The organism is Pelobium manganitolerans (genome assembly GCF_003609575.1).
In the GTDB taxonomy this organism is placed as follows: domain Bacteria; phylum Bacteroidota; class Bacteroidia; order Sphingobacteriales; family Sphingobacteriaceae; genus Pseudopedobacter; species Pseudopedobacter manganitolerans.
Map to the genome: position 1 here is coordinate 50,897 of NZ_MBTA01000027.1, position 24,875 is coordinate 75,771.

The 24,875-nt window shown below is 41.4% G+C and carries 25 protein-coding genes; 20 read left to right on the top strand and 5 right to left on the bottom strand.

Annotated features, from left to right (window positions below; translation table 11 throughout):
* Positions 1-11: 11 nt before the first annotated feature.
* The 16 genes from topA to BCY91_RS13665 all read left to right on the top strand — a co-directional run bounded on the left by topA (position 12) and on the right by BCY91_RS13665 (position 14,876).
* Positions 12-2,570, top strand: a complete 2,559-nt coding sequence (topA, locus tag BCY91_RS13590; protein ID WP_120182596.1) for a type I DNA topoisomerase — start codon at positions 12-14, stop codon at positions 2,568-2,570.
* A gap of 50 nt (positions 2,571-2,620) precedes the next feature.
* The gene (locus BCY91_RS13595) at positions 2,621-3,028 is read left to right on the top strand and encodes a hypothetical protein (RefSeq protein WP_120182597.1); all 408 of its coding nucleotides are present in this window, start codon (positions 2,621-2,623) and stop codon (positions 3,026-3,028) included.
* Positions 3,029-3,258: 230 nt separating this feature from the next.
* Entirely contained in the window at positions 3,259-3,579 is a 321-nt protein-coding gene (locus BCY91_RS13600; protein WP_120182598.1) for an ArsR/SmtB family transcription factor, read from the top strand.
* Between the two features lies 1 nt (position 3,580).
* On the top strand, positions 3,581-4,042 hold the full coding sequence (locus BCY91_RS13605) for an SRPBCC domain-containing protein (RefSeq protein WP_120182599.1): 462 nt from the start codon (positions 3,581-3,583) through the stop codon (positions 4,040-4,042).
* A gap of 6 nt (positions 4,043-4,048) precedes the next feature.
* Complete coding sequence (locus BCY91_RS13610) at positions 4,049-4,441, top strand: DoxX family protein (RefSeq protein ID WP_120182600.1); 393 nt, start codon at positions 4,049-4,051, stop codon at positions 4,439-4,441.
* On the top strand, positions 4,442-4,732 hold the full coding sequence (locus BCY91_RS13615) for a YdeI/OmpD-associated family protein (RefSeq protein ID WP_120182601.1): 291 nt from the start codon (positions 4,442-4,444) through the stop codon (positions 4,730-4,732). It abuts the gene before it with no gap.
* 257 nt (positions 4,733-4,989) lie between these two features.
* The gene (locus tag BCY91_RS13620; RefSeq protein WP_120182602.1) at positions 4,990-5,505 is read left to right on the top strand and encodes a c-type cytochrome; all 516 of its coding nucleotides are present in this window, start codon (positions 4,990-4,992) and stop codon (positions 5,503-5,505) included.
* 25 nt (positions 5,506-5,530) lie between these two features.
* Entirely contained in the window at positions 5,531-7,510 is a 1,980-nt protein-coding gene (gene nosZ / locus BCY91_RS13625; RefSeq protein ID WP_120182603.1) for a Sec-dependent nitrous-oxide reductase, read from the top strand.
* A 76-nt stretch (positions 7,511-7,586) separates the two neighbouring features.
* Entirely contained in the window at positions 7,587-8,174 is a 588-nt protein-coding gene (locus BCY91_RS13630) for a hypothetical protein (RefSeq protein ID WP_120182604.1), read from the top strand.
* 31 nt (positions 8,175-8,205) lie between these two features.
* Positions 8,206-8,643 (top strand): nitrous oxide reductase accessory protein NosL, encoded by a 438-nt coding sequence (locus BCY91_RS13635; RefSeq protein WP_120182605.1) that lies wholly within the window; start codon positions 8,206-8,208, stop codon positions 8,641-8,643.
* A complete protein-coding gene (locus tag BCY91_RS13640) occupies positions 8,615-9,898 on the top strand; it encodes a nitrous oxide reductase family maturation protein NosD (protein WP_245989146.1) in 1,284 nt (427 codons plus the stop codon). Before BCY91_RS13635 ends, BCY91_RS13640 begins: the two co-directional genes overlap by 29 nt.
* Positions 9,886-10,602, top strand: a complete 717-nt coding sequence (locus tag BCY91_RS13645) for an ABC transporter ATP-binding protein (protein WP_120182606.1) — start codon at positions 9,886-9,888, stop codon at positions 10,600-10,602. The genes BCY91_RS13640 and BCY91_RS13645 overlap by 13 nt, the downstream gene beginning before the upstream one ends.
* Positions 10,595-11,362 carry an ABC transporter permease subunit gene (locus tag BCY91_RS13650; protein WP_120182607.1) on the top strand — a complete coding sequence of 256 codons (768 nt, stop codon included), beginning with the start codon at positions 10,595-10,597 and terminating at the stop codon, positions 11,360-11,362. Before BCY91_RS13645 ends, BCY91_RS13650 begins: the two co-directional genes overlap by 8 nt.
* Before the next feature lie 27 nt (positions 11,363-11,389).
* Complete coding sequence (locus BCY91_RS13655; protein WP_120182608.1) at positions 11,390-11,761, top strand: hypothetical protein; 372 nt, start codon at positions 11,390-11,392, stop codon at positions 11,759-11,761.
* A 267-nt stretch (positions 11,762-12,028) separates the two neighbouring features.
* Positions 12,029-12,841, top strand: coding sequence for a FixH family protein (locus tag BCY91_RS13660; RefSeq protein ID WP_182995390.1), 813 nt, complete (start codon positions 12,029-12,031; stop codon positions 12,839-12,841).
* A gap of 13 nt (positions 12,842-12,854) precedes the next feature.
* The gene (locus BCY91_RS13665; RefSeq protein WP_182995391.1) at positions 12,855-14,876 is read left to right on the top strand and encodes a TonB-dependent receptor; all 2,022 of its coding nucleotides are present in this window, start codon (positions 12,855-12,857) and stop codon (positions 14,874-14,876) included.
* 170 nt (positions 14,877-15,046) lie between these two features.
* Here BCY91_RS13665 and alaS read toward each other — a convergent pair whose 3' ends face one another.
* Positions 15,047-17,653 carry an alanine--tRNA ligase gene (alaS, locus tag BCY91_RS13670; RefSeq protein ID WP_120182802.1) on the bottom strand — a complete coding sequence of 869 codons (2,607 nt, stop codon included), beginning with the start codon at positions 17,651-17,653 and terminating at the stop codon, positions 15,047-15,049.
* A gap of 191 nt (positions 17,654-17,844) precedes the next feature.
* Between alaS and BCY91_RS13675 the strand changes: the two genes are divergently transcribed.
* Positions 17,845-18,294 carry a YMGG-like glycine zipper-containing protein gene (locus tag BCY91_RS13675; RefSeq protein WP_120182611.1) on the top strand — a complete coding sequence of 150 codons (450 nt, stop codon included), beginning with the start codon at positions 17,845-17,847 and terminating at the stop codon, positions 18,292-18,294.
* 85 nt (positions 18,295-18,379) lie between these two features.
* Here BCY91_RS13675 and BCY91_RS13680 read toward each other — a convergent pair whose 3' ends face one another.
* Positions 18,380-18,838, bottom strand: coding sequence for a hypothetical protein (locus BCY91_RS13680; protein ID WP_120182612.1), 459 nt, complete (start codon positions 18,836-18,838; stop codon positions 18,380-18,382).
* Positions 18,839-18,994: 156 nt separating this feature from the next.
* On the opposite strand from BCY91_RS13680, the gene BCY91_RS13685 reads away from it, so the two are divergent.
* From BCY91_RS13685 to BCY91_RS13695, 3 genes are all read left to right on the top strand, one after another.
* Positions 18,995-21,307, top strand: a complete 2,313-nt coding sequence (locus tag BCY91_RS13685) for a patatin-like phospholipase family protein (RefSeq protein ID WP_120182803.1) — start codon at positions 18,995-18,997, stop codon at positions 21,305-21,307.
* Complete coding sequence (locus BCY91_RS13690) at positions 21,304-21,834, top strand: hypothetical protein (protein ID WP_120182613.1); 531 nt, start codon at positions 21,304-21,306, stop codon at positions 21,832-21,834. Before BCY91_RS13685 ends, BCY91_RS13690 begins: the two co-directional genes overlap by 4 nt.
* Before the next feature lie 117 nt (positions 21,835-21,951).
* Positions 21,952-23,211, top strand: a complete 1,260-nt coding sequence (locus BCY91_RS13695; protein ID WP_120182614.1) for a chloride channel protein — start codon at positions 21,952-21,954, stop codon at positions 23,209-23,211.
* A 4-nt stretch (positions 23,212-23,215) separates the two neighbouring features.
* On the opposite strand, the gene BCY91_RS13700 is transcribed toward BCY91_RS13695, so the two are convergent.
* From BCY91_RS13700 to BCY91_RS13710, 3 genes are all read right to left on the bottom strand, one after another.
* Complete coding sequence (locus BCY91_RS13700) at positions 23,216-24,208, bottom strand: YpdA family putative bacillithiol disulfide reductase (RefSeq protein ID WP_245989148.1); 993 nt, start codon at positions 24,206-24,208, stop codon at positions 23,216-23,218.
* A gap of 75 nt (positions 24,209-24,283) precedes the next feature.
* Positions 24,284-24,526, bottom strand: coding sequence for a Fe-S cluster assembly protein IscX (gene iscX, locus BCY91_RS13705; protein ID WP_120182615.1), 243 nt, complete (start codon positions 24,524-24,526; stop codon positions 24,284-24,286).
* An 8-nt stretch (positions 24,527-24,534) separates the two neighbouring features.
* Positions 24,535-24,867, bottom strand: coding sequence for a 2Fe-2S iron-sulfur cluster-binding protein (locus tag BCY91_RS13710; protein WP_120182616.1), 333 nt, complete (start codon positions 24,865-24,867; stop codon positions 24,535-24,537).
* Positions 24,868-24,875: the final 8 nt, after the last annotated feature.

Genomic DNA, 24,875 nt, shown 5'->3' on the forward strand with positions numbered 1-24,875 from the left:
ATCGAACCGAAATGGCGAAAAACTTACTTATTGTAGAATCTCCGGCGAAAGCCAAAACGATAGAAGGATACCTGGGAAAAGACTTTTTAGTAAAGTCGAGTTACGGACATATACGCGATTTAAAGAAAGACGACAGCGCCATTGAGGTAAATAACGGATTTAAACAGCATTACGAAATATCTCCGGATAAAAAACAAGTGGTAGCCGAGCTAAAAAAGCTTGCGAAATCTGCCGAAATGGTTTGGTTAGCATCGGATGAGGACCGCGAAGGAGAAGCTATTTCTTGGCATTTATATGAATCTTTAGGCCTAAAAGAAGAGAACACCAAAAGGATTGTTTTTCATGAAATTACCAAACCGGCAATTTTAAAAGCCATTGAAAATCCGCGTAAAATAAACCAGGATTTGGTAAATGCGCAACAGGCACGCCGTGTTTTGGACCGTTTGGTAGGTTTTGAGCTTTCGCCCGTTTTATGGAAAAAAGTAAAACCTTCGCTTTCTGCGGGCAGGGTGCAATCTGTTGCCGTAAGGCTGATTGTGGACCGCGAAAGAGAGATTAACGCTTTTGAAAGCACCGCTGCTTACCGCGTGGTAGCTATTTTTTTCACCGATAAAAAAGAACTTTTTAAGGCCGAGCTGGCGCAGAAATTCGATACCGAGCAAGAGGCGCAGCAGTTTTTACAAGATTGTAGTGGCGCTAGTTTTCAGGTTTCATCTTTAGATACCAAGCCCTTAAAAAGAAATCCGGCAGCACCTTTTACCACCTCAACCTTACAGCAAGAAGCCAGTAGGAAATTAGGATTTTCGGTTTCGCGTACCATGAGTGTAGCGCAAAAGCTTTACGAAACCGGTAAAATCACTTACATGCGTACCGACTCGGTAAACCTGTCTGAAACGGCTATTGAAGGTGCTTCTCGCGAAATCAGCTCGGCATATGGCGAAAAATATCTGCAAGTACGCCGCTTTAAAACCAAAACCGCAGGCGCACAGGAAGCACACGAAGCCATTAGGCCTACCAATTTTGGATGGCACAGTTTAAGCGATGGCGACGCATCGGAAAAGCGTTTGTACGAATTGATTTGGAAACGCGCCATCGCATCGCAAATGAGCGAAGCAGTAATTGAGAAAACAACTGCGAAAATCGGCATCAGCACCAGAAAAGAAGAATTAACGGCCAGCGGTGAGGTGATTAAGTTCGATGGCTTTTTAAAAGTTTATTTAGAAAGTGAAGATGAAGATACGGACGCACACCTAGACGAAAAATCTGACAATGCCATTTTACCTCCGCTAATAAAAGGGCAAGCGGTAACGGCAAAAGAAATTACAGCAACAGAGCGTTTTAGCAGACCTCCAGCGCGTTACAGCGAAGCCTCTTTAGTAAAAAAATTAGAAGAACTGGGCATCGGCAGACCGTCAACCTACGCCCCTACCATCTCTACCGTGCAAAACCGCGGCTATGTGGTTAAAGAAGACCGTGAAGGTAAATCTCGAAAGTATCAGCTGTTGAGGCTTAAAGACGGTAAAATAAGCAAGGAAAGCAAAACAGAAATTACAGGCGCCGAAAAAGGAAAATTATTTCCGACGGACATTGGCGCGGTGGTAAACGACTTTTTGGTAGAGCACTTTAAAGGCATCGTGGATTTCCATTTTACGGCCAATGTAGAAAAAGAGTTTGATGAGATTGCGCAAGGTTACAAAGACTGGACTGCGATGCTTAAAAACTTTTACCAGCCTTTCCACCTAGAAGTAGAAGATACGCTTCAAAACGCCGAGCGCGCCAGTGGCGAACGTTTATTAGGTGTGGATCCGAAAACCGGAAAAAACGTTTACACACGGGTTGGGCGTTTTGGCCCGATGGTGCAGATTGGCGAGGCCGATGATGAAGAAAAACCCGTTTATGCCAGCTTGCTTAAAACCCAGTCTATCGAATCGGTTAGTTTAGAAGAAGCTTTAGATTTGTTTAAATTACCTTTTAATCTAGAGGATTACGAGGGCAAAGAAGTTTCTGTGGGCATTGGAAGGTTTGGTCCGTATGTAAAATGGGGAGATACTTACATATCCGTACCTAAAAATGAGAACGCGCTGGAGATAAACAACCAACGTGCGCGCGAAATCATTGACGAAAAAATCAAAGCCGACGCTCCTGTTGCTACTTTCCGTGGCGAGCCCGTAACTAAAGGAAAAGGCAGGTTTGGTCCGTTTTTAAAATGGCGCGATTTGTTTGTGAACGTGCCGGTTCGCTATAATTTCGAAAACCTGTCTGCAAAGGATATCGACGAACTGATTAGTGCAAAAATTGAAAAAGAGGCGAACCGTTATATCCAGCAATGGGAAAAAGAAAAAATAGCGATTGAAAATGGTCGCTGGGGGCCTTTTATCCGCTTTGGCAAACAGATGTTAAAATTGGGGAAAAACCCAGCTACCAATGAAAAATATACGGCAGAAGAGCTACGCGAGGTTTCTTTGGACGATGTTAAAAAGCTAATAACAGAGCAAGTACCTGATGCTTTTGAAACGAAAGCAAAAAAAGCACCGGCAAAAAAGAAAGTCAGCGCTGCCAAAAAGAAATAATCGTTAATTTTGAAATGCCCGAAAACGGGCATTTCAAATTTTAGGTTCGCATGAAAAAAGACATTCCAAGTTTTGTAGTTGAGGATATAGCAGTTGCTGTTGTTTTAGATAGCGAATCTCCTGACGAGAAAAACTGGAATGTGTACCTTATTAACCTAAAAAATGAAGCCATTAATACCGTACTCATTACCTCGAAGGGTTACGGTTTAAAAGATGGCGAAGAAGTAAAAACATCTACCTTGCGCCACATGATCGATAAAGTGGAAGCAAAATCTTACGCTAAAATTGAAGCCATTGATGAGCAAGTTTTCGGCTTAAACAACGAGTACTGGCTCAGCTATTACATTGGCAAAGACATTTTCGATAAAAAATTCATCTTCTTACCCGAAAGCATCATCGAATCAAACCTGATTAAAATACCGGTGTTAGATAAACCTGGAGTGATGGTGGGAAGGTAAGGTGGTTGTTAGTTGGTTAGGTTTTAGTTGGCTAGTTGGTTAGGTTTTAGTTAGTTAGGAGTTAATTAATTAGTCTTTAGATAATTAGATAAATTCTAGCTCAATTTCTCTCTCTTTTGAGTAATATATCCTACCCTATTTCTTAGGGTTACCATCAGATTAAAAAAAAAATGAATCAAATTTGTGTAGCTAAATAACTACGCTTATATTTGTAGTCAAATGACTTCATAATGATTGTACGAAGAGATGTTTTCCAAGCTTTGGCAGACCCAACACGCAGGGCAATACTGCTATTATTAGCCACCCAAGCGATGACAGCCGGTGCAATTGCTTCAAATTTTGACAGCGCGCGCCCCACAATTTCTAAGCACCTGCAAATATTAAACGAATGTGGCTTGCTTGCCCAGGACCAAAAAGGTAGAGAAATTTACTACCAAACCAGTGCAGAAAAGATGAAAGAAGTAGCTGATTTTTTGGAACCCTTCCGCCAAATGTGGGACAACCGCTTTAACAAATTAGAAGCTTTGATGAAACAACCTAAAAACAAATAATATGCAAAAAACAAATGTACATGCACCCGAAGGGCAACCCTGCATCTTTATCACCCGGGAATTTGATCTGCCAGTTGCCCTACTTTTTAAGGCACACGCACAAGCCCAACTGTTAGCACAATGGATGGGAACGAACGTTATAAAGCTGGAGAACAAAAAGCACGGAAGCTTCCAATTTGAGACAGAACATAATGGCAATGTGGTATTTAGCGCGCACGGAACTATACACGATGTTGTTGAGAACAAAAAAATTGTACGGACTTTTGAAATGCATAACTCGGATGTTGGCGTGCAGCTCGAATACTTGGATTTTGAAGAACTGGGCAAAGAAAAAAGCAAGCTGAGCATCCAAATAAACTTTAAGTCAATGGAACACCGCGCTGCGCAACTGAAGATGCCTTTTGCTTATGGCTTAAACTCAGCTCATCAGCGTTTACAGGAAATTGGAAACCAACTAAAATAAAATAAGATGAAAAACAAAACAAAAATAGCTTATTGGGCAGTCACTGCCTTCCTCGCCGTGGGGATGTTGGCCGGTGGCATACAGCAATTGTTCCAAATAGGCGGTTATAACAAAATCGTAAGCGATTTAGGCTATCCGCTGTATTTACTCAGCATTATTGGTGCTTGGAAACTTTTAGGCGTTGTTGCTATCCTTTTACCTAGCTTTCGCTTGCTTAAAGAATGGGCTTACGCCGGATTTTTCTTTGCGATGTCGGGCGCATTTATTTCGCATTTAGTGGTTGGACAAGCTTTTACAGAGGCTATCCCCTCTTTAATCCTTTTAACAGTTACTGTTTTATCATGGTACCTAAGGCCCGCAGACAGAAAGCTGGTTGCCAAAGAACTTAACGCATCATAAATGGAACAAAAAACAATAGAAGAAGGCGTGGTACACCAAGTACCAGACGATATGAAAGTTGCTCTGCTTGCCAATAAAGCTTTGCTTGAGAAATGGAACAAGCTTACGCCACTTGCCAGAAACGAATGGATTTGCTGGACTACCATTGTAAAACAAGAAAAAACCCGGCAAGAACACATCCAGCGTTTAAGCGAAGATGTTTTAAACGGCAAAAAACGCCCTTGTTGCTGGCCAGGCTGTCCGCACCGAAGAGAAACCGCCAAAAAATACTTCAAAAATTTGGAAGAGTAAACGCCCCTGCTCTTTTAAACTCAATATAAAGCTTTCGGCTCATCTTATCCCGTTTTTGAGGATTGTAGATGAGCCGATTCTGTTTTAACTCCGCTTTCCCTCTCTCTGGGATATTGGAAAATCCCCTTGCGGTTTATAAACCGCAGCCCCTTCCTACTTCCAAAAATAACCTAGGTCACTTTTTGTGCTTTTAAATGTCATTTTTTTAATAACGGCATCTGAATACTTTTATTCCATCAAATAAAAACAAAAAAATCATGAGAAAGCTCAAACTATTAATCACCATTTTCTCTTTCTCTGCGGGGCTAGCCTTCATTAGCTCGTGCGGCGGAAGTGGAAACGGCAGCCAAGAAAGCGCAGATGCAAACACCACCGAGACCGCTGCCGCTGAAGATGACGCCGCTGAAGTTGCTGTGGATCCCAATGCAAAAAGCGATTCGAAAGGAGTCGGCAAATTTACCAACGTGGAAGTTGACGCCAGCGTTGACGAGGCGATGGCCGCAAAAGGTAAAGCAATTTTTGACACAAAATGCACCGCTTGCCACAAAACTACGGCAGAAAAACTGGTAGGGCCTGGTTTAAAAGAAATTACTAAGCTACGTACGCCAGAGTGGATCATGAACATGATTACCAATCCGGAAGAAATGACCAAAAAAGATCCGATAGCGAAAGCGTTGCTAGAAGAGCATTTGATTCAGATGACTTTCCAAAACGTTTCTGACGAAGAGACCCGTCAAATTTACGAGTTCTTGCGCAGCAACGACAAAGACTAAAAACATTATCAAAACAAAAAAAGCTATGAAACTATTATCTAAAATGTCTCCGATGCTGCTTTTGGCCGCTCCGCTCCTGTTTACAGCGAGCTGTAAGCCGGGCAAAGTAAGCGAAACCACCGATGCCGACGCGGCACAAAAAGTTTATGTGGCGCCGGGCAAGCATGATGAGCTTTACCTCTTTGCTTCGGGCGGTTTTAGCGGTCAATTGGCTGCTTACGGTATTCCATCTGGCAGGTTGTTGAAGGTAATCCCTGTTTTCTCGCAAAATCCGGAAAACGGCTGGGGTTACAACGAAAACACCAAAGCCATGCTGAATACCTCTAACGGCTTTATCCCGTGGGATGATGCGCACCACCCCGAGTTAAGTAAAACCAATGGTGAGGATGACGGTCGGTGGATTTTTATTAACGGCAACAACACGCCGCGCATTGCACGTATTGATTTGGCAACCTTTAAAACCGCCGAAATCATCGAACTGCCTAACTCTGCGGGTAACCACGCATCGCCTTTCTGTACAGAAAATACCGAATATTTAGTAGGTAACACCCGTTTCTCTGTGCCAGAAGAAGGTAAAGACGACGTGCCGATTGATACCTACAAAGAAACTTTCCAAGGAAACGTGTCTTTTGTTAAAGTGGATCCTAAATCTGGCCGTATGAGTGTGGCATTTCAGATAAGAGTTCCGGGCTTCAACTATGATTTGGCGCACGCCGGTAAAGGTCCATCTCACGATTGGATGTTTTTTACCACCTACAACACCGAGCAAGCGCACACTTTATTAGAAGTAAACGCCAGCCAAAAAGACAAAGACTTTATTATGGCGTTAAACTGGAAAAAAGCCGAAGAGTTAATTGCACAAGGCAAAGGCAAAAAAACACCTGCTAAATATGCGCACAACATTTTAGATGAAAATACCCACACCGCTACCAGCACTATGGAAAATTCTGTAATGGTATTGGATGTGAAAGATTTCCCAGAATTGGTGTATTACATGCCATGTCCTAAATCTCCGCACGGCGTAGATATTACGCCAGATGGCGAATTTATGGTAGCCAGCGGTAAATTAGCGGCAACGCTTCCGGTTTTCTCTTTCAAAAAAATGTTAGAGGCCATCAAAAACAAAAGCTACGAGGGTAAAGTTGCGGGCAACCTGCCTGTACTAAAATACGAATCTGTATTGCAAGCAGAAGTGCAAAAACCGGGTTTAGGCCCTTTACACACCGAGTTTGACGATAAAGGTTTTGCCTACACCACTATGTTTGTATCTTCTGAAGTGGTAAAATGGAGTTTGAAAGATTATAAAGTAGTGGACCGTATCCCGGTTTATTACTCTCCAGGTCACCTATCAATTCCGGGTGGCGACTCTAAAAAACCTTACGGTAAATACGTAATTGCGTTAAATAAAATCACTAAAGACCGCTATTTACCTACCGGCCCAGAACTTACACAATCTGCTCAGCTAATTGATATTACCGGCGATAAAATGAAAGTGCTTTTAGACTTCCCAACTATTGGCGAACCTCACTACGCACAATCTATACCGGCAGAAAAAATCGTTAAAAACCAAAAAAGGTTCTACAAAATTGAAGAGAACAAAAACCCCTTTGTTACTTCATCAGAGAAAGATGCACGCGTAGTGCGCAAAGGCAACCGTGTAGATATTTACATGACAGCCATCCGCTCTCACTTAGCGCCAGATAATATCGAAGGTGTACAAGTTGGAGATGAAGTTTATTTCCACGTAACCAACTTAGAGCAAGACTGGGACGTGCCACATGGATTTGCGATTAAAGGTGCAAATACAGCAGAATTGCTGATTATGCCAGGCGAAACCAACACCTTAAAATGGACGCCTAGCAAACCGGGCATGTTCCCTTATTACTGTACAGACTTTTGCTCTGCACTGCACCAGGAAATGCAGGGTTACCTAAGGGTATCCCCAAAAGGTTCTTCAACACCGCTTAAATACGGTATCGGAACCAAGGTTGAACATCAACAATAATAAATAAAGCAGTAGAGGACGGGGTTTCCCAGCGACATGGCACAGCCCCGCCTCTATTTTGCAAAACACAAACATCATGAAAAGTACATCCAAAATCCTTATCTGCATCAGCGCCTTATTAATGCTTAGCATTTATGTGTTACCGCTTTGGAGAATTGTGTTAGAAGCACCCCAATACCCAGAAGGTTTAGAAATGCAGATTTGGCTTACCGGCATAACCGGAAACGTTGATCAGATTAATGGTTTGAACCACTATATTGGGATGAAACATATTGTAGTGGAGAATTTTTGGGAGTTTAAAGTACTGCCGTACTTGTACGGTGCAATTGTGCTGATTGGATTTTTAGTGGCCTGGAAAGGCAGTGTCAAATTATTATGGGTTTGGCTAGGCATACTGCTAGCGTTTACGGTATTTGGTTTAGTAGATTTTTATCTTTGGGAATACGATTACGGACATAACCTAGACCCAACTGCGGCAATTAAAGTTGAGGGAATGACCTACCAGCCGCCGCTTATCGGCTACAAGCAATTGCTTAACTTCTTAGCCGGATCGTTCCCAGATATTGGTGGTATTTTAGTAGGCATCGGCGGCCTCATTGCAGCCGGAGTGTTGTACATAGAAAATAAAAGAAAAAACAGTTTGCCAAGAAAATCTCTAATTTAAAAGCAAACGCAAAATAAAATTAGCAACAATCATGAAAAACATTATTTACAGCTTGATGATGTTAACAGCCTTATTTACAGGTTGTGGAAGTAGCGAACCTCAAGCAATTAATTACGGAAAAGACCTCTGCGAACATTGCAAAATGGCTATAGCAGATGAGAAATATGGTGCAGAACTGATTACCAAAAAACGCAAAATCTTTAAGTTCGACTCGGCCGAGTGTTTAATGGATTATGTGAACGATAACCAAGAACAAAAAGATGGTGCTAAATTGTATGTGATCAACTTTGCGCAACCCACCAATTTTATCGACGCAACAACAGCTTTTTACCTTATTGATAAAGAATACCAATCGCCAATGGGCGGCAATATTGCACCTTTTGCAACAGAAATGCACGCTGATAACAACATGATTAGTCCCGATGCCAAAATATTAAGTTTTGAACAAGCATTGGCCAGCAGAAAATAAATCTACCGAAATGTACCTTTTGCGTTATATAATTTATTTCACTTTAAGCTTTTTTATAGTGTTTGGCAACGCACAGGCAAAAACCATTGTGGTTAAATCTGGCGCAAAACCGCAAAGCTTAAAAGAAGCTATCGCGATGGCGCAAAACGGTGATACCATTGTGGTACAAAAAGGGATATACGCATCGCACAATACGGTGGTAAATAAATCGCTAACCATTTTAGGCAAAAACCGCCCCGTTTTGGATGCCCAATTTAAAGACGAGGTGTTAACCGTTACCGCCAGCAATGTTAAAATAGAGGGCTTCCTGTTACGCAACTCTAAAACTGGCGATTTGCGCGATTATGCAGGTCTACGAATTTTTGGAGCAAGCAACGTACACGTGAACGATAATATACTGGAAAATAATTTTTTCGGTATTTACATTTCAGATTCGCATCGCGTAAGCGTAACCAACAACAAAGTTACCGGCAACAATAACCGCAGGCAAGCTGGCAACGGCATTCAGGCTTGGAAATCAGATCACATTACCATTACCGGCAACCAGGTTACTGCACACCGGGACGGTATTTATTTCGAGTTTGTGCAAAACTCGCACATCAAAGACAATAGCAGCGAAAAAAACCTGCGTTATGGCCTGCACTTTATGTTTTCTAACGATAACAGCTACATCCACAACCAATTTAAAAACAACCAAGCGGGTGTGGCCGTAATGTACTCTAAACGTATAAAAATGCAGTACAACCAGTTTAACGAAAACTGGGGAAGTTCTATTTACGGCTTGTTGCTGAAAGAGATTTTAGACAGCCAAATTGCGCACAACACGTTTTACAAAAATACTTCGGCTATTTTTATGGAAAGCTGCAACCGCAACAAAATTTATTCTAACAGTTTCTCTAACAATGGATTGGCACTTAGGGTATTATCAAACTGCCAAGACAATAATTTTACCTTAAACAATTTTAAAGGAAACACTTTTGACGTAACCACCAACGGCGATTTGTTGGAAAATCATTTTGCCCATAACTATTGGGATAAATATGAGGGTTACGATTTGAATAAAGACGGCATTGGTGATGTTCCTTTTAGGCCGGTAAGCCTGTACGCGCAAATAATGGAGCGCATTCCCCAGAGTGTAATTTTAATGCGCAGCTTTATTGTTAACCTTTTGGATAAAGTGGAACGCTCTATCCCATCTATCACGCCTTTATCTGTAAAAGATGATAGCCCACAAATGAAACCATGGAAAATATAATAGAAGTAAAACAGCTCAAAAAATCTTTCGGCAAACTGCAAGTGCTTAAAGAAGTAAACTGCAGCTTTGGACAAGGGGGCATTGTGGGCATTTTAGGTCCAAATGCATCGGGCAAAACTACGCTCATCAAATCTATTTTAGGGATGGTAATCCCAGATGCAGGCGAAGTTTATTTCGGCGGAAAACCGGTTGCACGCTCTTTTGATTACAAAAAACAGATTGGTTATATGCCACAAATTGGCCGCTACCCAGACAATATGAAAATTGGTGAGCTGTTTAAAATGATGAAAGATTTACGCAACGTACACGATAATCTGGACACCGATCTGATTAGCGCCTATGGCTTAGATGCCATGTACGATAAAGCCATGCGCACGTTAAGTGGCGGAACGCGCCAAAAAGTGAGCGCCGCTTTGGCTTGTTTGTTTAATCCAAAGGTTTTGATTTTGGACGAGCCTACTGCTGGTTTAGATCCTTTAGCTGCTGAAATTTTGAAAGATAAAATACACGCCGAGAAAGCAAAAGGAAAGTTGATTTTGATCACATCGCATATTTTAACCGAGGTGGACGAGCTGGCAGATGATATTATGTATTTATTTGAAGGCAACATCAAATTCCACAAGCCATTATCGGCATTAAAAGCCGAGGCTGGCGAACAAAAACTGGGTAAAGCACTTACAAAAATCCTGACTCAAAATGTTTAAAATAGCAAAATATATCGCACTAGATATCATCAAAAGTAAAGTGGTGATGGCTTATACGCTGTTGCTGATGGCTATTTGTATCAGCGTTTTTTTAACAGATGCCGATGTGACCAAAGGTTTGGTAAGCATTACCACCATCATGCTCATTATTGTGCCTTTAGTAAGCGTGGTGTACGCCACAACCTATTATTTTAATGCTGCAGAATTCACCGAGCTGCTGGTATCGCAACCTATAAGCCGTAAAAATATTTTGCTGGGCAAGTATATAGGCATAAGCAGTTCTATTTTGAGTGCTTTTTTAATTGGAGTGGGCGTACCGGTGCTATTGTTCGCATTTGGTAGCACAGGTATCATCCTTATTTTAACCGGCAGCTTGTTAACGCTTTGCTTTATTTCGCTAGCATTTTTAGCTTCTGTTGCCATGCGCGATAAAGCTAAAGGAATTGGCTTAGCGCTGATGATTTGGTTTTATTGCTCCATTATTTTTGACGGTTTGGTGCTGGTGTTTTTATACGCTTTAAGCGATTATCCGCTAGAAAAAGTTTTAATTGCCATTACTGCTTTTAACCCGATAGACCTTGCGCGTATCTTGGTACTGCTACAACTGGATATTGCCGCTTTAATGGGTTATACCGGCGCATTGTTCCAAGATTTCTTTGGCAGCGGTTTCGGTATAGTCTTCAGTTTTGGGTTGTTAATGGTTTGGTTTGTGGTGCCGTTGATCATCTCGCTTAGGGTTTTCAGAAAAAAAGATTTATAAAAAAGCATTCGAATTGCCCGCTATAAAATGAAGAAGGGAATCGCCATATTAATTTTAATTGGACTCGCTTTCCAAGTGATGGCCCAGTTTGGCGCATTCCTTTATTTTGAGGTAAACCGAGATTATATTGCAAAAAACGAATGTGAGAACATTGCCAAACCACAAATGCACTGCGATGGCCAATGCGTTTTAAGCAAGCTATTGAAAAAAACAGATCAGGAAAAAGAAAACAAAAAAGCTTTCAACACTCGGGTTTTAGATGCCTTCGTGCATGCAGATCTAGCTTTTGAGTTTGAAAACGTTTATTTTGAGATGGAAGTTCCAAATTTCTTTTTCAAAAATCCACATATTCAAGAGACACCTACTTCCATTTTTCATCCCCCGCCCGCTAATAGCTAAAAGATTGCTTTGTTATAAAAAAGAAGTTTAAGCTGCCAGACTTAATATTTAGGACTTAAACTTATTACTCAACACAACTTGTTCAGCAGTTGTAAGTCTTACGGTTTTCATAGCTTTTTACCATCGTAGAATTTATAAATGTTGGCTTGTAAGCAATAGGTATGTATTATAACCCGGCTTTCTTATACACCCCAAAATATGCTTAGTGCAACCGAAGCAAAGCAATTTGCGCTAAGCTCTCAATACTCAATACTCAATACTAAAATCATGAAAAACTTCTTCAAATATATCGCAATAAGCGCCGTAGCTTTCACACTCGCATCTTGCAGTAAAGACAATGAAACTTTACCTTTTAACAGCAACAAAATCAAAATTGGTGAGGCCTACGCCATTGGTGCAGCCACTAAAATACAGCTTTGGGCCGATGCCGGTTTAGAAACTGGTTACAACAAATTATACCTAAGCGCAATAGATTCGGTAAGTGGTCAAGCCAAAACCGATGTCAACTTCAATATTTTGCCCATGATGACGATGACCATGAGCGGTGGTATGAAAATGCAGCACTCCTGCCCTTTTGAGCAAGCAAACGCAAGTGCAAAAAAAGACGGTTTAACTCCCGCCGCAGCGGTTTTTAGCATGCCTACAACAGATTCTGGCTTTTGGGAAATGGAAGTTACTATCAACAACAAAAAGGCAGTAATCCCTTTTAGCGTAAAAGAGCCTAAACAATCGCGCTTGCTTATGGTAAAATCTACGGCAGACAACAGCAACTATTTGGTTGCATTAATCCCAAACGCCACCTACAAAATCGGGGTTAATGATTTTGAACTTTTTGTCACCAAAAAAATTAACGGTATGACTTACACCCCGGCTGATGATTTAAAATTATCGATAGAACCAGAAATGCCAGACATGGGCCACGGATCACCTAACAATGTAAATCCGGCTTTAACCAGCAATGGTCATTACAAAGGGAAAGTCAATTTCACCATGTCTGGCTATTGGAAAGTCAACCTCCAAATTAAAAACGCTAGTGGAGTGGCTATCGCCGAAGATACCGCGTTCAACATTACCTTCTAAAAAACATTTTGCCATGGCAATTTTAAAAATCACCATTTTAAGCATCGGTATCAGCCTTGGCGCTGTTGCCGCTGTAATGGCGCAAGCCTGTTGCCCAACCGATAGCGTATTTAAACATTGCGATTTGCAAGAAGTTGTGGTAACCGAAAAACTAAATGACAATAACGCTTTATTAAAGTTTTATAAAAGCCACAAAACCTCTGCTACCGAAGATGTTTTAAGCCGTTTGGCGGCGGTAAATTTGATACGCCGTGGCAACTATGCCATGGAGCCGGTAATACGCGGTTTTTCTGCCAACCAAATAGGCTTAACGCTAGACGGTATCAAAATTTTTGGCGCCTGTACGGACCATATGGACCCGCCAACATCGTATGTTGAGCCCTCAAATTTAAAAAGCATCCAACTGGCTACAAACGGCGCATCATGCAAATATGGCTCAAACATTGGCGGTTCTTTAAATTTGCAATTGGCACAAGCGCAGCTCGCTACAGAAAATCCGCTTAGCGGAATGTTTAGTAGCTCTTACGCCATGGGTACACAAAGTACAAACAACGTGATGGAGCTAAATTACGGCGCTCAAAATTTTGGTATCCGCTTAAGCGGTGTTTACCGTAAAGCCAATAATTACCAAGCAAAAAACCAAGAAGTGCCTTTTACACAGTTTCAGAAAGTGAACTTTAGCGTTAACGGTAAATACATGCTTAAAGACAATAGCTTTTTGAGTTTAGATGTATTGATGGATGACGGTTGGGATATCGGCTATGCTGCCTTGCCCATGGATGTGGCTTTTGCGAAAGCTAAAATCTATGCGCTGTCGTACAAAGTTTATCCAAAAAACTCCAGTTTCGAGTATTTTGAAGCGAAAGCTTACGGAAACAACATTAACCACAGCATGGACGACACCAAACGTCCGCTTACACCTATGCATATGGACATGCCCGGCACCAGCAATACTTATGGTGCTTACGCCGAAGCATTACTGAACTGGAACCATAAAAGTAGGCTTACATTAAGGGCTGATGGATACAGCAATATGAGCCATGCGGAAATGACGATGTACCCCAACGGCAGCACGCCTATGTTTATGCTCACTTGGCCGGATGTGCACAGCGCCAACATCGGCATGTTTGCCAATAACGATTACGCGATAAACAGCAAATTAACTTTCAGCCTTAACGGCAGGTTAGATGTAAACCGAGCATCTGTGACAAGTGCCTTAGGCAAGCAACAATTAAATGTTTTTAATTACGATGTAGATGCCCCGCGCGTACGTTTGCTAAAGAATATCGGTACGGGTTTAAGCTATCGCAAAAATGGCTATTACAGCGTGGCAAACTTTAGCTATGCAGAACGCCCCGCTTCTACCAATGAACTTTATGGGTTTTATCTTTTTAATGCTTATGACGGTTATGATTATATCGGAAACCCAACACTTAAAAATGAATATGCTTTGAACGCGGAGCTTAGCAACGGCTTCAAAAATGCTTGGTCAGATGTAAACCTGACCCTTTTTAACAGCCGTGTTTACAATTATACCTTAGGAAAATACCACCCCGAGTTGAGTGTGATGACCATTGGTGCTAATGGCACTAAAATTTACGAGCAGGTAGATTATGCTACGCTTAAAGGTTTCGAATTGGGTTTAAATGTAACCTTTGCGAAGCATCTTAATTTTATAGGCAACTTGCGTTACACCTACGCAAACGACTATAGCGGCAATCCGCTTCCGATGATTTCTCCGCTAAAACTAACCGGCTCTTTACATTATCAACAAAAGCAGCTGAGTTTGCAGGCAGAAAGCATTTGGGCAAGTGCACAAAACCGCGTAAGCACTGCCGTAAACGAGAAAAGTACGCCAGCTTACGCATTATTTAACGCACGTGCAGGTTACAACTTTCTGCTTAAAAAACAGCGGTTTGAATTAAACGTGGCGCTCGAAAATATATTTGACACCTACTACCGCGAGCATTTAGATTGGGGGAATATCCCGCGCCCAGGCCGGAGTTTAATTACAGGTTTGTCTTATTTATTTTAGCCAGAGAAGCGGCTGAATAAAATTTGTAAAGTTTTAGAAGTTCATAGCCGTTTTTGTTTTCACAGTAATGCAATCGGCGAACTAGAGAACTTTAATATTCCGTTTTCGATTTAGGCGTGATGAGAAACTTACGAAGTTTTTGAAACTTCGTAAGTTTGACGTAGAACTAGCTAAGCTTCTACCAAAGTTTTAGCTTTTGCCAAAGCAGCATCTAGTCCAGCTACATTTTTACCGCCTGCCGTGGCATAAAACGGCTGACCGCCACCGCCACCTTGTATTTCTTTCGCCAGCTCGCGCACCATATTTCCGGCATTAAAGCCTCTATCTTTTACGATATTTTCAGAAATCATTACGGTAAGCGAGGGTTTGCCTTCTATATCGGCTGCCAAAACCAATACCAAGTTGTTTACCACATCTTTAAGCTGAAAAGCTAAATTTTTGATGGCTTCAGCGTTAGGAAGCGCAACTTTTTCGGCAATAAAATTAACCCCGTTTATAGCGGTAGCTTTTGCTTTCAACTCGTCTTTTAAACCGGATGCTTTCTCGGAAACTGCTTTTTCTACCTCTTTCTTTAAACGTGAGTTCTCTTCTACCAAAGCTTCCACAGATTTGCTTAAATCTTGCGGATTCTTTAAAATTTCTTTTAAATGCTTCAACAGCTCATCTTGCTGGCGGATGTAAGCTTCTGCTTTAGCGCCTGTAATGGCCTCTATACGTCTAACCCCAGCTGCAACGGCACTCTCGGCCACTATTTTAAAATAACCAATTTGTCCGGTTGCTTTTATGTGCGTGCCTCCACAAAGCTCTTTCGAGAATGCATCATCAAAAGTAATTACACGTACAAAGTCGCCGTATTTTTCGCCAAACAAAGCGGTAACACCGCTATCCAGTGCTTGCTGATAAGCTACATTGCGTTCTTCTTTTAACGGGATATTTGCACGCACCTTCTCGTTCACAATGCCTTCTACTTCTTTTATTTCTTCATCCGTAAGTTTAGAGAAATGCGAGAAATCAAAACGCAGCACCTCATCGTTAACCAAAGAACCTTTTTGGTTTACATGCTCGCCCAACACCATTTTTAATGCGGCGTGCAATAAGTGGGTTGCCGAGTGGTTGTTTTCTGTAGAGGAGCGTTGAAGCGGGTTTACCCGAGCTACAAAGTTCGCTTCCAATTTTTTGGGCAGTTCTGCCACAAAGTGGATGAATAAACCGTTTTCTTTTTTGGTATCGATAACGGCAACTTCTTCGCCCTCTCCTATCAATAAACCTTTATCGCCAACTTGCCCGCCGCTTTCGGCATAAAATGGCGTGCGATCCAGCACCAATTGATATTGCTCTTTCCCTTTAGCGGTAACTTTACGGTATTTTAAGATTTGGGCCTGCGATTCTAATTCGTCATAACCTACAAATTCGGTTTCATCGCCTTCGTTTACGATTACCCAATCTTGCGTATCAATTGCAGTGGCGGCTCTTGAGCGGGCTTTTTGTTTTTGTAACTCGGCTTCAAAACCTTGCATATCCACCATTAAGCCTTTTTCACGCGCCATTAACTCCGTTAAATCTATCGGGAAACCGAAAGTATCATACAGTTCAAAAGCTTTTTCTCCACTAATCTCTTCCATCTTTTCGAAACGGCTAATGCCGTTCTCCAAGGTCCGTAGAAAGCTATTTTCTTCCTCCAGCACCACTTTTTGCACAAAATCTTTCTGCGCATACAGCTCATCAAAAACACCATTAAATTGTTGAGCCAGTATCGGAACCAGCTGATTAAGAAATGGCGCTTTAAAACCTAAGGTTTGGTAAGCATAACGTACCGCGCGACGTAAAATTCGGCGGATTACATAACCGGCCTTGTTATTAGAAGGTAGTTGCCCGTCTGCAATTGCAAAGGCAATAGCCCTAATATGGTCCGCCATAACGCGCATGGCAATATCTGTTTTCTCGGCCTCGCCATATTTTATTCCTGCATTTTCGGCAATAAACTGGATCATCGGCTGAAAAACATCCGTATCGTAATTAGAAGTTTTTTGTTGTATTACCCGCACCAAACGCTCAAAGCCCATCCCGGTATCTACGTGCTGTGCAGGCAACGTTTTCAGGCTTCCGTCTTTTAAACGGTTAAACTGCATAAATACGTTGTTCCAAATCTCAATCACCAAAGGGTCGTCGGCATTTACCAAAGCAGCTCCGTTAACGCGTGCCCGCTCCTCATCGCTGCGACTGTCGAAATGGATTTCCGAGCATGGACCACAAGGGCCAGTTTCGCCCATCTCCCAAAAATTATCTTTTTTGTTGCCCAGTAAAATGCGGTCTTCATCAACAAAAGCCTTCCAAAAATCATAAGCTTCCTGATCTTTAGGCAAACCCTCGCTATCGTCTCCCTCAAAAACAGTGACGTACAAGCGGTCTTTAGGTAATTTGTACACTTCTGTCAACAGTTCCCAGCTCCAAGTAATGGCTTCTTTCTTGAAATAATCGCCAAAACTCCAGTTGCCCAGCATCTCAAACATGGTGTGGTGATAGGTATCAATCCCTACCTCTTCCAAATCATTATGCTTGCCCGACACGCGCAAACAGCGCTGTGTATCTGCCACACGTGGATATTTAATGGTGGCCTCGCCTAAAAACAGTTCTTTAAACTGGTTCATACCGGCGTTGGTAAACATCAATGTAGGGTCGTTCTTTACAACGATAGGTGCCGATGGCACAATCTGATGTCCTTTACTTTTAAAAAAATCTAAAAACTGTTGGCGTATCTGCTGGGCACTATTATTCATAGGCGCAAATATAATCAGATTAAGCATTTTACACAGGTAATTTACCGGCTGTTTATCGGATTTTAAAAGCACCTGAGATACATTTGAGGCTTCAAAAAAAGCAGTCTGTTTAACGCAAATTTTCCACAACAAACATTTTTGGCACTGTTATTTCTATTGGCTTTATAATTTATAATTTAAACCATTTAGTGATGAAAAGGATCATAGGAATAGTTTTAATTGCGGCGAGTTTGGCTGCATGTAACAACAAATACAAGGCAAGTTCTGAAGAACGTGCAGATTCATTAAAAATGATAAAAGACAGTTTAACGCTTGATAGTTTTAAACGTGCGGAAGCCGCTAAAGCAGAAGCAGAAAAACAAAGGCAAGAGGAAGAAGCCGCTGCGTCCGCTGCAGCAGCTAAAAAGCCAACTGTGGTAAACCATTATCATACAACCACCACCACGCAAACCCAAGCCGAGAAAAAAGGCTGGAGCTCGGCAGCTAAAGGCGCTGTAATTGGAGGCGCAGCAGGTGCAATTGGCGGTGCTTTAATTGATAAAAAGAAAGGTAGAGGCGCTCTTATCGGCGGAGCAGCAGGCGCCGGTGCAGGTTACTTAATTGGCCGGGACAAAGACAAAAAAACCGGAAGAGCGCAATAAAAAGGCAACATTAACCCTATCATATAACAAAGCCCGTTCTTTCTTTAAGAGGAACGGGCTTTTTTGTTAACCGTTGTGTCAAACGTTAATTTTTAGTTTCTGCCGTTAAAAGCTCAAAAATTTGGGTATCGCTTAAAATATACCAAACACGGTCTATATCATTAATATCCACTTTGCCACTAAAGCAATAATACTGTGCATGGGTTTCGCCCGGTTTAGTGGTATATTCTACCGCATAGTCGCCCTCTTTGGCTTGGGTGGTATAGTTTCTGATTAGTTTCCCTGATTTTAGCAAAATCATGATTTTATCATCTTTAGAAACAAAATCTTTAGCGCCTTTTTGGTTGATAAGGGCAGCCTTGATGGAGGTGTAAGGTTTAACAGTTGCCGACTCTGTGTAAGAAGCTGTAGAAGGATAAAATCCGAAAAGGTAGTCAATGGTTTTATCCGGACTGGAAACCGTAGTGTAAAAATACTTGGTTTGTGCTTGTGAAACGCCCGCTACGAACGCTAGCAAAAAGATTGTGGTAAATAAGGTTTTCATATTTGTGAATTTTGGTTGCTTCAAAATTACGGGCTTAGCTTGCCGTGAACCATACGTAATTTTACGTATTTTTTAGTTGCGCGTACCTCCCTCTTTACCTACCCAAAGGGCTTTGTAATAAATTAAATTGTAAATTAGGAGCTTAAAAGATTGCCTTTGAAAAAGCTTCTGTTGATTTTATTTCTATTTGCTGCAAATGGCGCCTATGCCCAAAAAGTAGGGCTGGTATTAAGTGGTGGCGGCGCAAAAGGTTTGGCCCACATAGGGGTTTTAAAAGCCTTGGAAGAAAACAACATCCCTATTGATTACATTGCTGGGACGTCTATGGGAGGCGTGGTTGGCGCCATGTATGCGGCAGGCTACTCGCCTAAAGAAATTGAATACATTGCCCTAAGCAGCGATTTTCAAAACTGGGTTTCGGGTAAGTACACTAGCGATTACAGCTACTTTTTCAAGAAAAAAGAAGATAACCCATCATTTATAACTGCTAAATTACAGATAGATACGGGTTTCAATTTCCGTTTCCGCTCTAACCTGGTAAACGATATTCCGTTAAACTTTGCTTTGTTAGAACTGCTGGGGCAAGCATCCGCCAATGCGAAAAACAATTTCAACAAGCTGTTTGTGCCCTACCGCTGTGTGGTAGCTGATGTGTTATCGCAAAAGGCAATTGTAATGAAAGAGGGTTCTTTAGTAGAAGCGGTGCGTGGCACTTTTACCGTCCCCTTAGTGTACAGGCCTATAAAAGTTGAAGAAAAGTATGTTTTTGACGGTGGCTTGTACAACAACTTTCCGGTAGATGTGATGAAGAAAGAATTTGCACCCGATGTGATCATCGGCTCAAACGTATCGTCAAAAACGTTTAATACCTACCCAAAAGATATTGATGAAAAGTTGATGAACAAGTTTTTGATGTACTTGTTTTTAAGCAAAACAGATTCCACCGCTATTGGCGAAAACGGCGTTTACATACAGCCCGATTTAACAAATTATACCGCTACCAACTTTACGCCGGTTGAGGAGCTGATAAAAAAGGGATACGATGCCACCATAGCCGAACTGGAAAAGATTAACGCCAAGGTAGGTCGGCGCGCAAGCGAAGAAAAGGTAAAAGAAGAACGCAAGGCTTTTGTAGCCAAAAACCCTTACTTTACGTTTAAAAATATTCGGATTTCTGGCGTTAGCGGCAAGCGCAAACAATATGTGCAAAGCTTATTCAAAAACATGAACGATGATTTAAGCTTGCGCGATGTAAAACGGGCTTATTATAAACTTTTAGGCGATGACAATTTTGAAACCGTTTACCCGAAAATAAACTACCTGCCAGCCGAAAATACTTACGAATTTGAACTGATTGTACAGCCTGAAAAAAATTTCAGGATTGATTTTGGCGGGGCGGTATCCAACCGTCCGGTGGGCACTGCTTTTATAGGTTTGCAATACAACTTTTTGAGGAGACAATCTTATACGCTTAGCGCTAATTTTTATACCGGGCGCTTCCACGAATCGGCACAGGGCGCTTTTCGTATTGATATACCTAAAAAAGCGCCCTTTTATTTAGAAAGCGAGTTAACTTACAACCATTGGAACTTTTTCCAATCGAGCCAGTTATTTTTAGAAGATGCAAAGCCCACGTTTTTAGAGCAATCGGACAGCCGTTTTATACAAAATATAGGGTTTTCTACAGGTAAAAGCGCCAAAACCTTAATTTTTGGAGGTGTATTATCCAACACCAATAACTACAGCCCAATTGATAATTTCATAACGGGCGCCGACTTAGATAAAACAAATTTTAACGGTTTTACAGCAGGCATAAAGTATCAGCGCGATAAGCTAAATAGAAAGCAATATGCTTCAAAAGGGAATAAGCTTTTTGCCGGATTTAGCTACGTTAATGGCACAGAAAAGTATTATCCTGGCGATGTTTTCAAAGACGAACCCATTTACCCAAGCCTAAAGCCACAAAAAAATGATCGGCAGTGGTTTGTAGCTAAAATAAGCAGCGAAAAATACAGCCCCATTAGCCGTAAATACAGCATAGGCTATCAATTTGAAGGGGTTTACAGCAACCGGCCAGATTTTTCTAGCTACAAAAGCAATTTACTTTACGCATCGCCGTTTTATCCCCTATCGGACAGCAAAACCCTATTTTTAGAATCTTTACGTGCAGATAAGTATTTGTCCGCGGGCATCAAAAATGTATATAGCGCCACGCGCCATTTAGATTTCCGTTTAGAAGGCTATATTTTTCAACCTTATCAAGAAATTAGACGAAGCGGCTTGCAGGCTACAAATTACGGAGACGCGCTTTCATCACGAAGCTTTATTTTTACAGGCGCAGCAGTTTACCACAGTCCGGTTGGCCCCATTGCGTTAAATTTCAATTATTATGATGATAAGCCTAAAAATTTTGGAGTTTTTTTCCATATTGGCTACCTGATTTATAATAAGCGAGCATTAGAGTTATGAAAACTTTGCTTTACTTTTTTACGCTCTTTATTTCGGGTTTTGCTTTTGCGCAAGAGGGCCAGCACATTAATTATTTCACGGTAAAAGAGAACTTGCTGAAAGGCGAAAAATTGGCAATCATCGCTACCGACTCGTTAGATGTCCCCCAAGAACATATTAACGGAGTTTTCAGTTTTTCTGTGAACGGTTTTCGCCAAGATTTACGTTTTAACGATGGTGTGGCCGTTTGCCCGCTGCAGATTGAAAAATCGGCATTTGTATTTATCAAACACATTAATGATTTAAAAAGCCCATCCAAAATTTATTATGTTTATAAAAAAGACAGCGATTTATATCCTTACGCCATTAACTGGTATATCTTATTAATTGTGCCGCTGGGGCTAATCTTGCTCGGCTATCTTTTTAGGCGCTTAATCGGGATTGTTATTTTTGTGCTGATGCTTTTATTCTACTTTTATTACAGCAAAGGGCTTTCCATTCCAACTTTCTTCGAATCAATTGTTGACGGTATCCGCAACATATTTTAAAGAACATAAGCCACTTAGCGTATTTTAGGCGCGATGGCTTTGGCATGGCAAAATTTTGTAATTTTTATCATACCTTTGCGCTCATTAAAAATCTCTTATTTATATCATTAGTTCTTAATGAAATATCCAAATCATAGCGCTCGGATGGTTGGTTTGGTTGTAGCATCTATTGCAATCGCCATTATTTGTGTAACCCTGGCCGACTCCCTGAAGAGCATTACAGAACACGCAGAAACTTTCATCTTTAACCAAAGTAAAAAAGTGCCTTTGGTGTACATTATTCTGCCTTCTGTGGGTATCACCGCAATTTATTTTTTGCGCAAATATGTTTTTAGGGGCAAACCAAACAAAGGGATAAAAGAAATTTACCAATGTATTGATAGCCGAAAAAACACCTTACCAGCGTTTAAAGTTCCTTCACACTATTTAAACGGATTTTTAACCGTAATTTTTGGCGGATCTACCGGTATCGAAGTTTCTACGGTGGTTGCCACTGCCGCTGTTGGCACGATGGGCCAGCGTAATATCAGCTTGGTAAAGCACTACAAAACAGAGCTGATTTGCGCAGGCGTTACCGCAGGTATTGCCACCATATTTGCAAGTCCGATAGCGGGTTTCTTTTTTGCGGTGGAGGTAATTGCGCGTAAAAACATTAACCGCACGGTTTTGTTAAGCTCTGCCTGTGCGGCTTTGGTTTCATGGGCAAGTTTGGCCCGGTTAAACTCCGAGCGTATTGTTGATTTTACTGTACAAAGCTGGAATGCACACGCCATCCCCTATTTTATCATCCTAAGTTTAGCTTCTAGTTTTGTAGCTATTTACTTTACAAAAACAGTAATTTACCTCAAAAAGTTCTTCGGTAACATTAGCAACAACTTCTTACGGGTAAATTCGGGCGCTTTATTGGTAGGTATCGCAATTTTATTTTTTCCGCAGCTATACGGGGATAGCTATCATGCCATAAACGAGTTATTGTTCGATTCGCACTCGCAAAATTTAAACCTGCAATTGAGTATATTTTTATTGGCGTTGGTGTTTTTAAAACCTTTGGTTGCTGCCTTAACTTTAGGTGCCGGCGGCGATGGCGGTGTGTTTGCGCCCAGCATTGTAGCGGGCGCCGTTTTGGGCATCCTTACAGCAATGTTGTTCAACTATTTGTTTGATGCCGATTTAATTATTTTAAATTTTGCCATTATAGGCGGTGTGGCTGTTTTAAGCGCAGCGATAGATGCACCTTTGACGTCAATATTTTTAGGATGCAGCATTGTGAACGGTGGCTATGTAATATTTATCCCTGTTGCGATAGGATGTTTTATCGCCAAATACACTGCTAAGTACTTTTGTAGCTATACCGTTTACAGCTATAAAGGAAAATAAGCGGTTACATTTCCTGTTTTCTTAAAATATCAGCTACGATAAAATCTGCGTGGATGCGCGAGTTTTCTATAAACCAAAGGTGGGTATCCATGCCCCCGCAAACTACGCCTGCTAAATAAATACCTTCTTGGTTGCTTTGCATGGTGGCGGTTTGGTGTTGCGGGTAGCGCTTGTCGTCATCGCTTAGCTGAATACCAATTTTCTCTAAAAAGCTAAAGTCAGGCTGATAGCCGGTAAGCGCTAACACAAAATCGTTCGCTATTATAACCTCGCCCTCAGGTGTATCAATAACTACTTTTTGGGCTTCAATTGCTTTTAAATGCGAATTAAAGTAAACTTTAATGCTCCCTTCGGCAATACGATTTTCTATATCTGGGCGTACCCAGTATTTAACACGTTGGCCTATCTCGGCACCGCGCACCACCATGGTGACATTAGCGCCTTTACGGTAACATTCTAAAGCAGCATCAACAGAAGAATTGCTGGCACCTATCACTACCAGGTTCTGCATCGCATAAAAATGCGGATCTTTGTAATAGTGCATCACCTTAGGCAAGTTTTCGCCGGGGATGTTAAGCAAAGCCGGGATATCGTAAAACCCGGTTGCTACCACCACGTTTTCGCTGGTATAATGGCGTTTAGTAGTTTGGATGTTAAATGAGTGTGCAGCGATTTTATTTACCGCCAAAACTTCTTCAAAAAGATGGATTTTTAGCTCAAATTTATTGGCTACACGCCGATAATATTCTAGGGCTTCGGCACGGGTAGGTTTTGGATTATTTGAAACAAAAGGAACACCGCCAATTTCCAGTTTTTCTGAAGTAGAGAAAAAGGTCATGTTTTGCGGATAGTTATACAACGAGTTTACCAAGCAACCTTTTTCTACAATAAGATAGCTTAAACCTGCCTCTTTAGCTTTAATAGCACAGGCCAAACCAATGGGCCCAGCGCCAATAATCACTAAATTATAATGTTCAATGTTTTCGGTAGCTTTCAAATTATGTTTTTTATGCGGCGTAAACTACTTTAAAAAACAAAGGGCTTTAACTGTTTAAAACCCTTTGCTCTTTAATTATTGATTATCGCGCCACTCGTACACCCAGCCAGACTGGATTTGCTCTAAGTGGCCTTCGTTACACTCTTCTTTAGTGCCTTTAAAATTGGGCAAACTTAAAACCCAATCCATCAAATCGGTAAAACGGATTCTATAAATTTTTGATTCGTCAAAATCATCGCCAAATTTCTCGTACAAACCCATTGCGATATCTTCATAATCGTTCCAATGTATTGGAAGCGCGAATTTTTCGTTGTTCATCTTGATTGTTAGTGTCCTAAAAACTGTGATTGGTCCGGAATAGTAACTTCTAAATCGCCGTCAATTAAAATGCACTGGCAACCCAAACGGGAAGAAATTTTTGGGTTTACTGCCCTATCAATAAAATCTTCCTCTTTATCTGAAATCTCTTGCACGTTATCCTCGCCTTTTGTTAAGTATATATGGCAGGTGCTGCACCCGCAAACGCCACCGCAATTATGCTGCAGCTCGATCCCGTTGTCTAAGCAAACATCCAACACAGACTCGCCTACTGCAATAGGCAGTTCTACGCTTTCGTGATCTTTTTCCTCGAAATTTATTTTAATCTTAAAAACGCTCATAAGCCGTA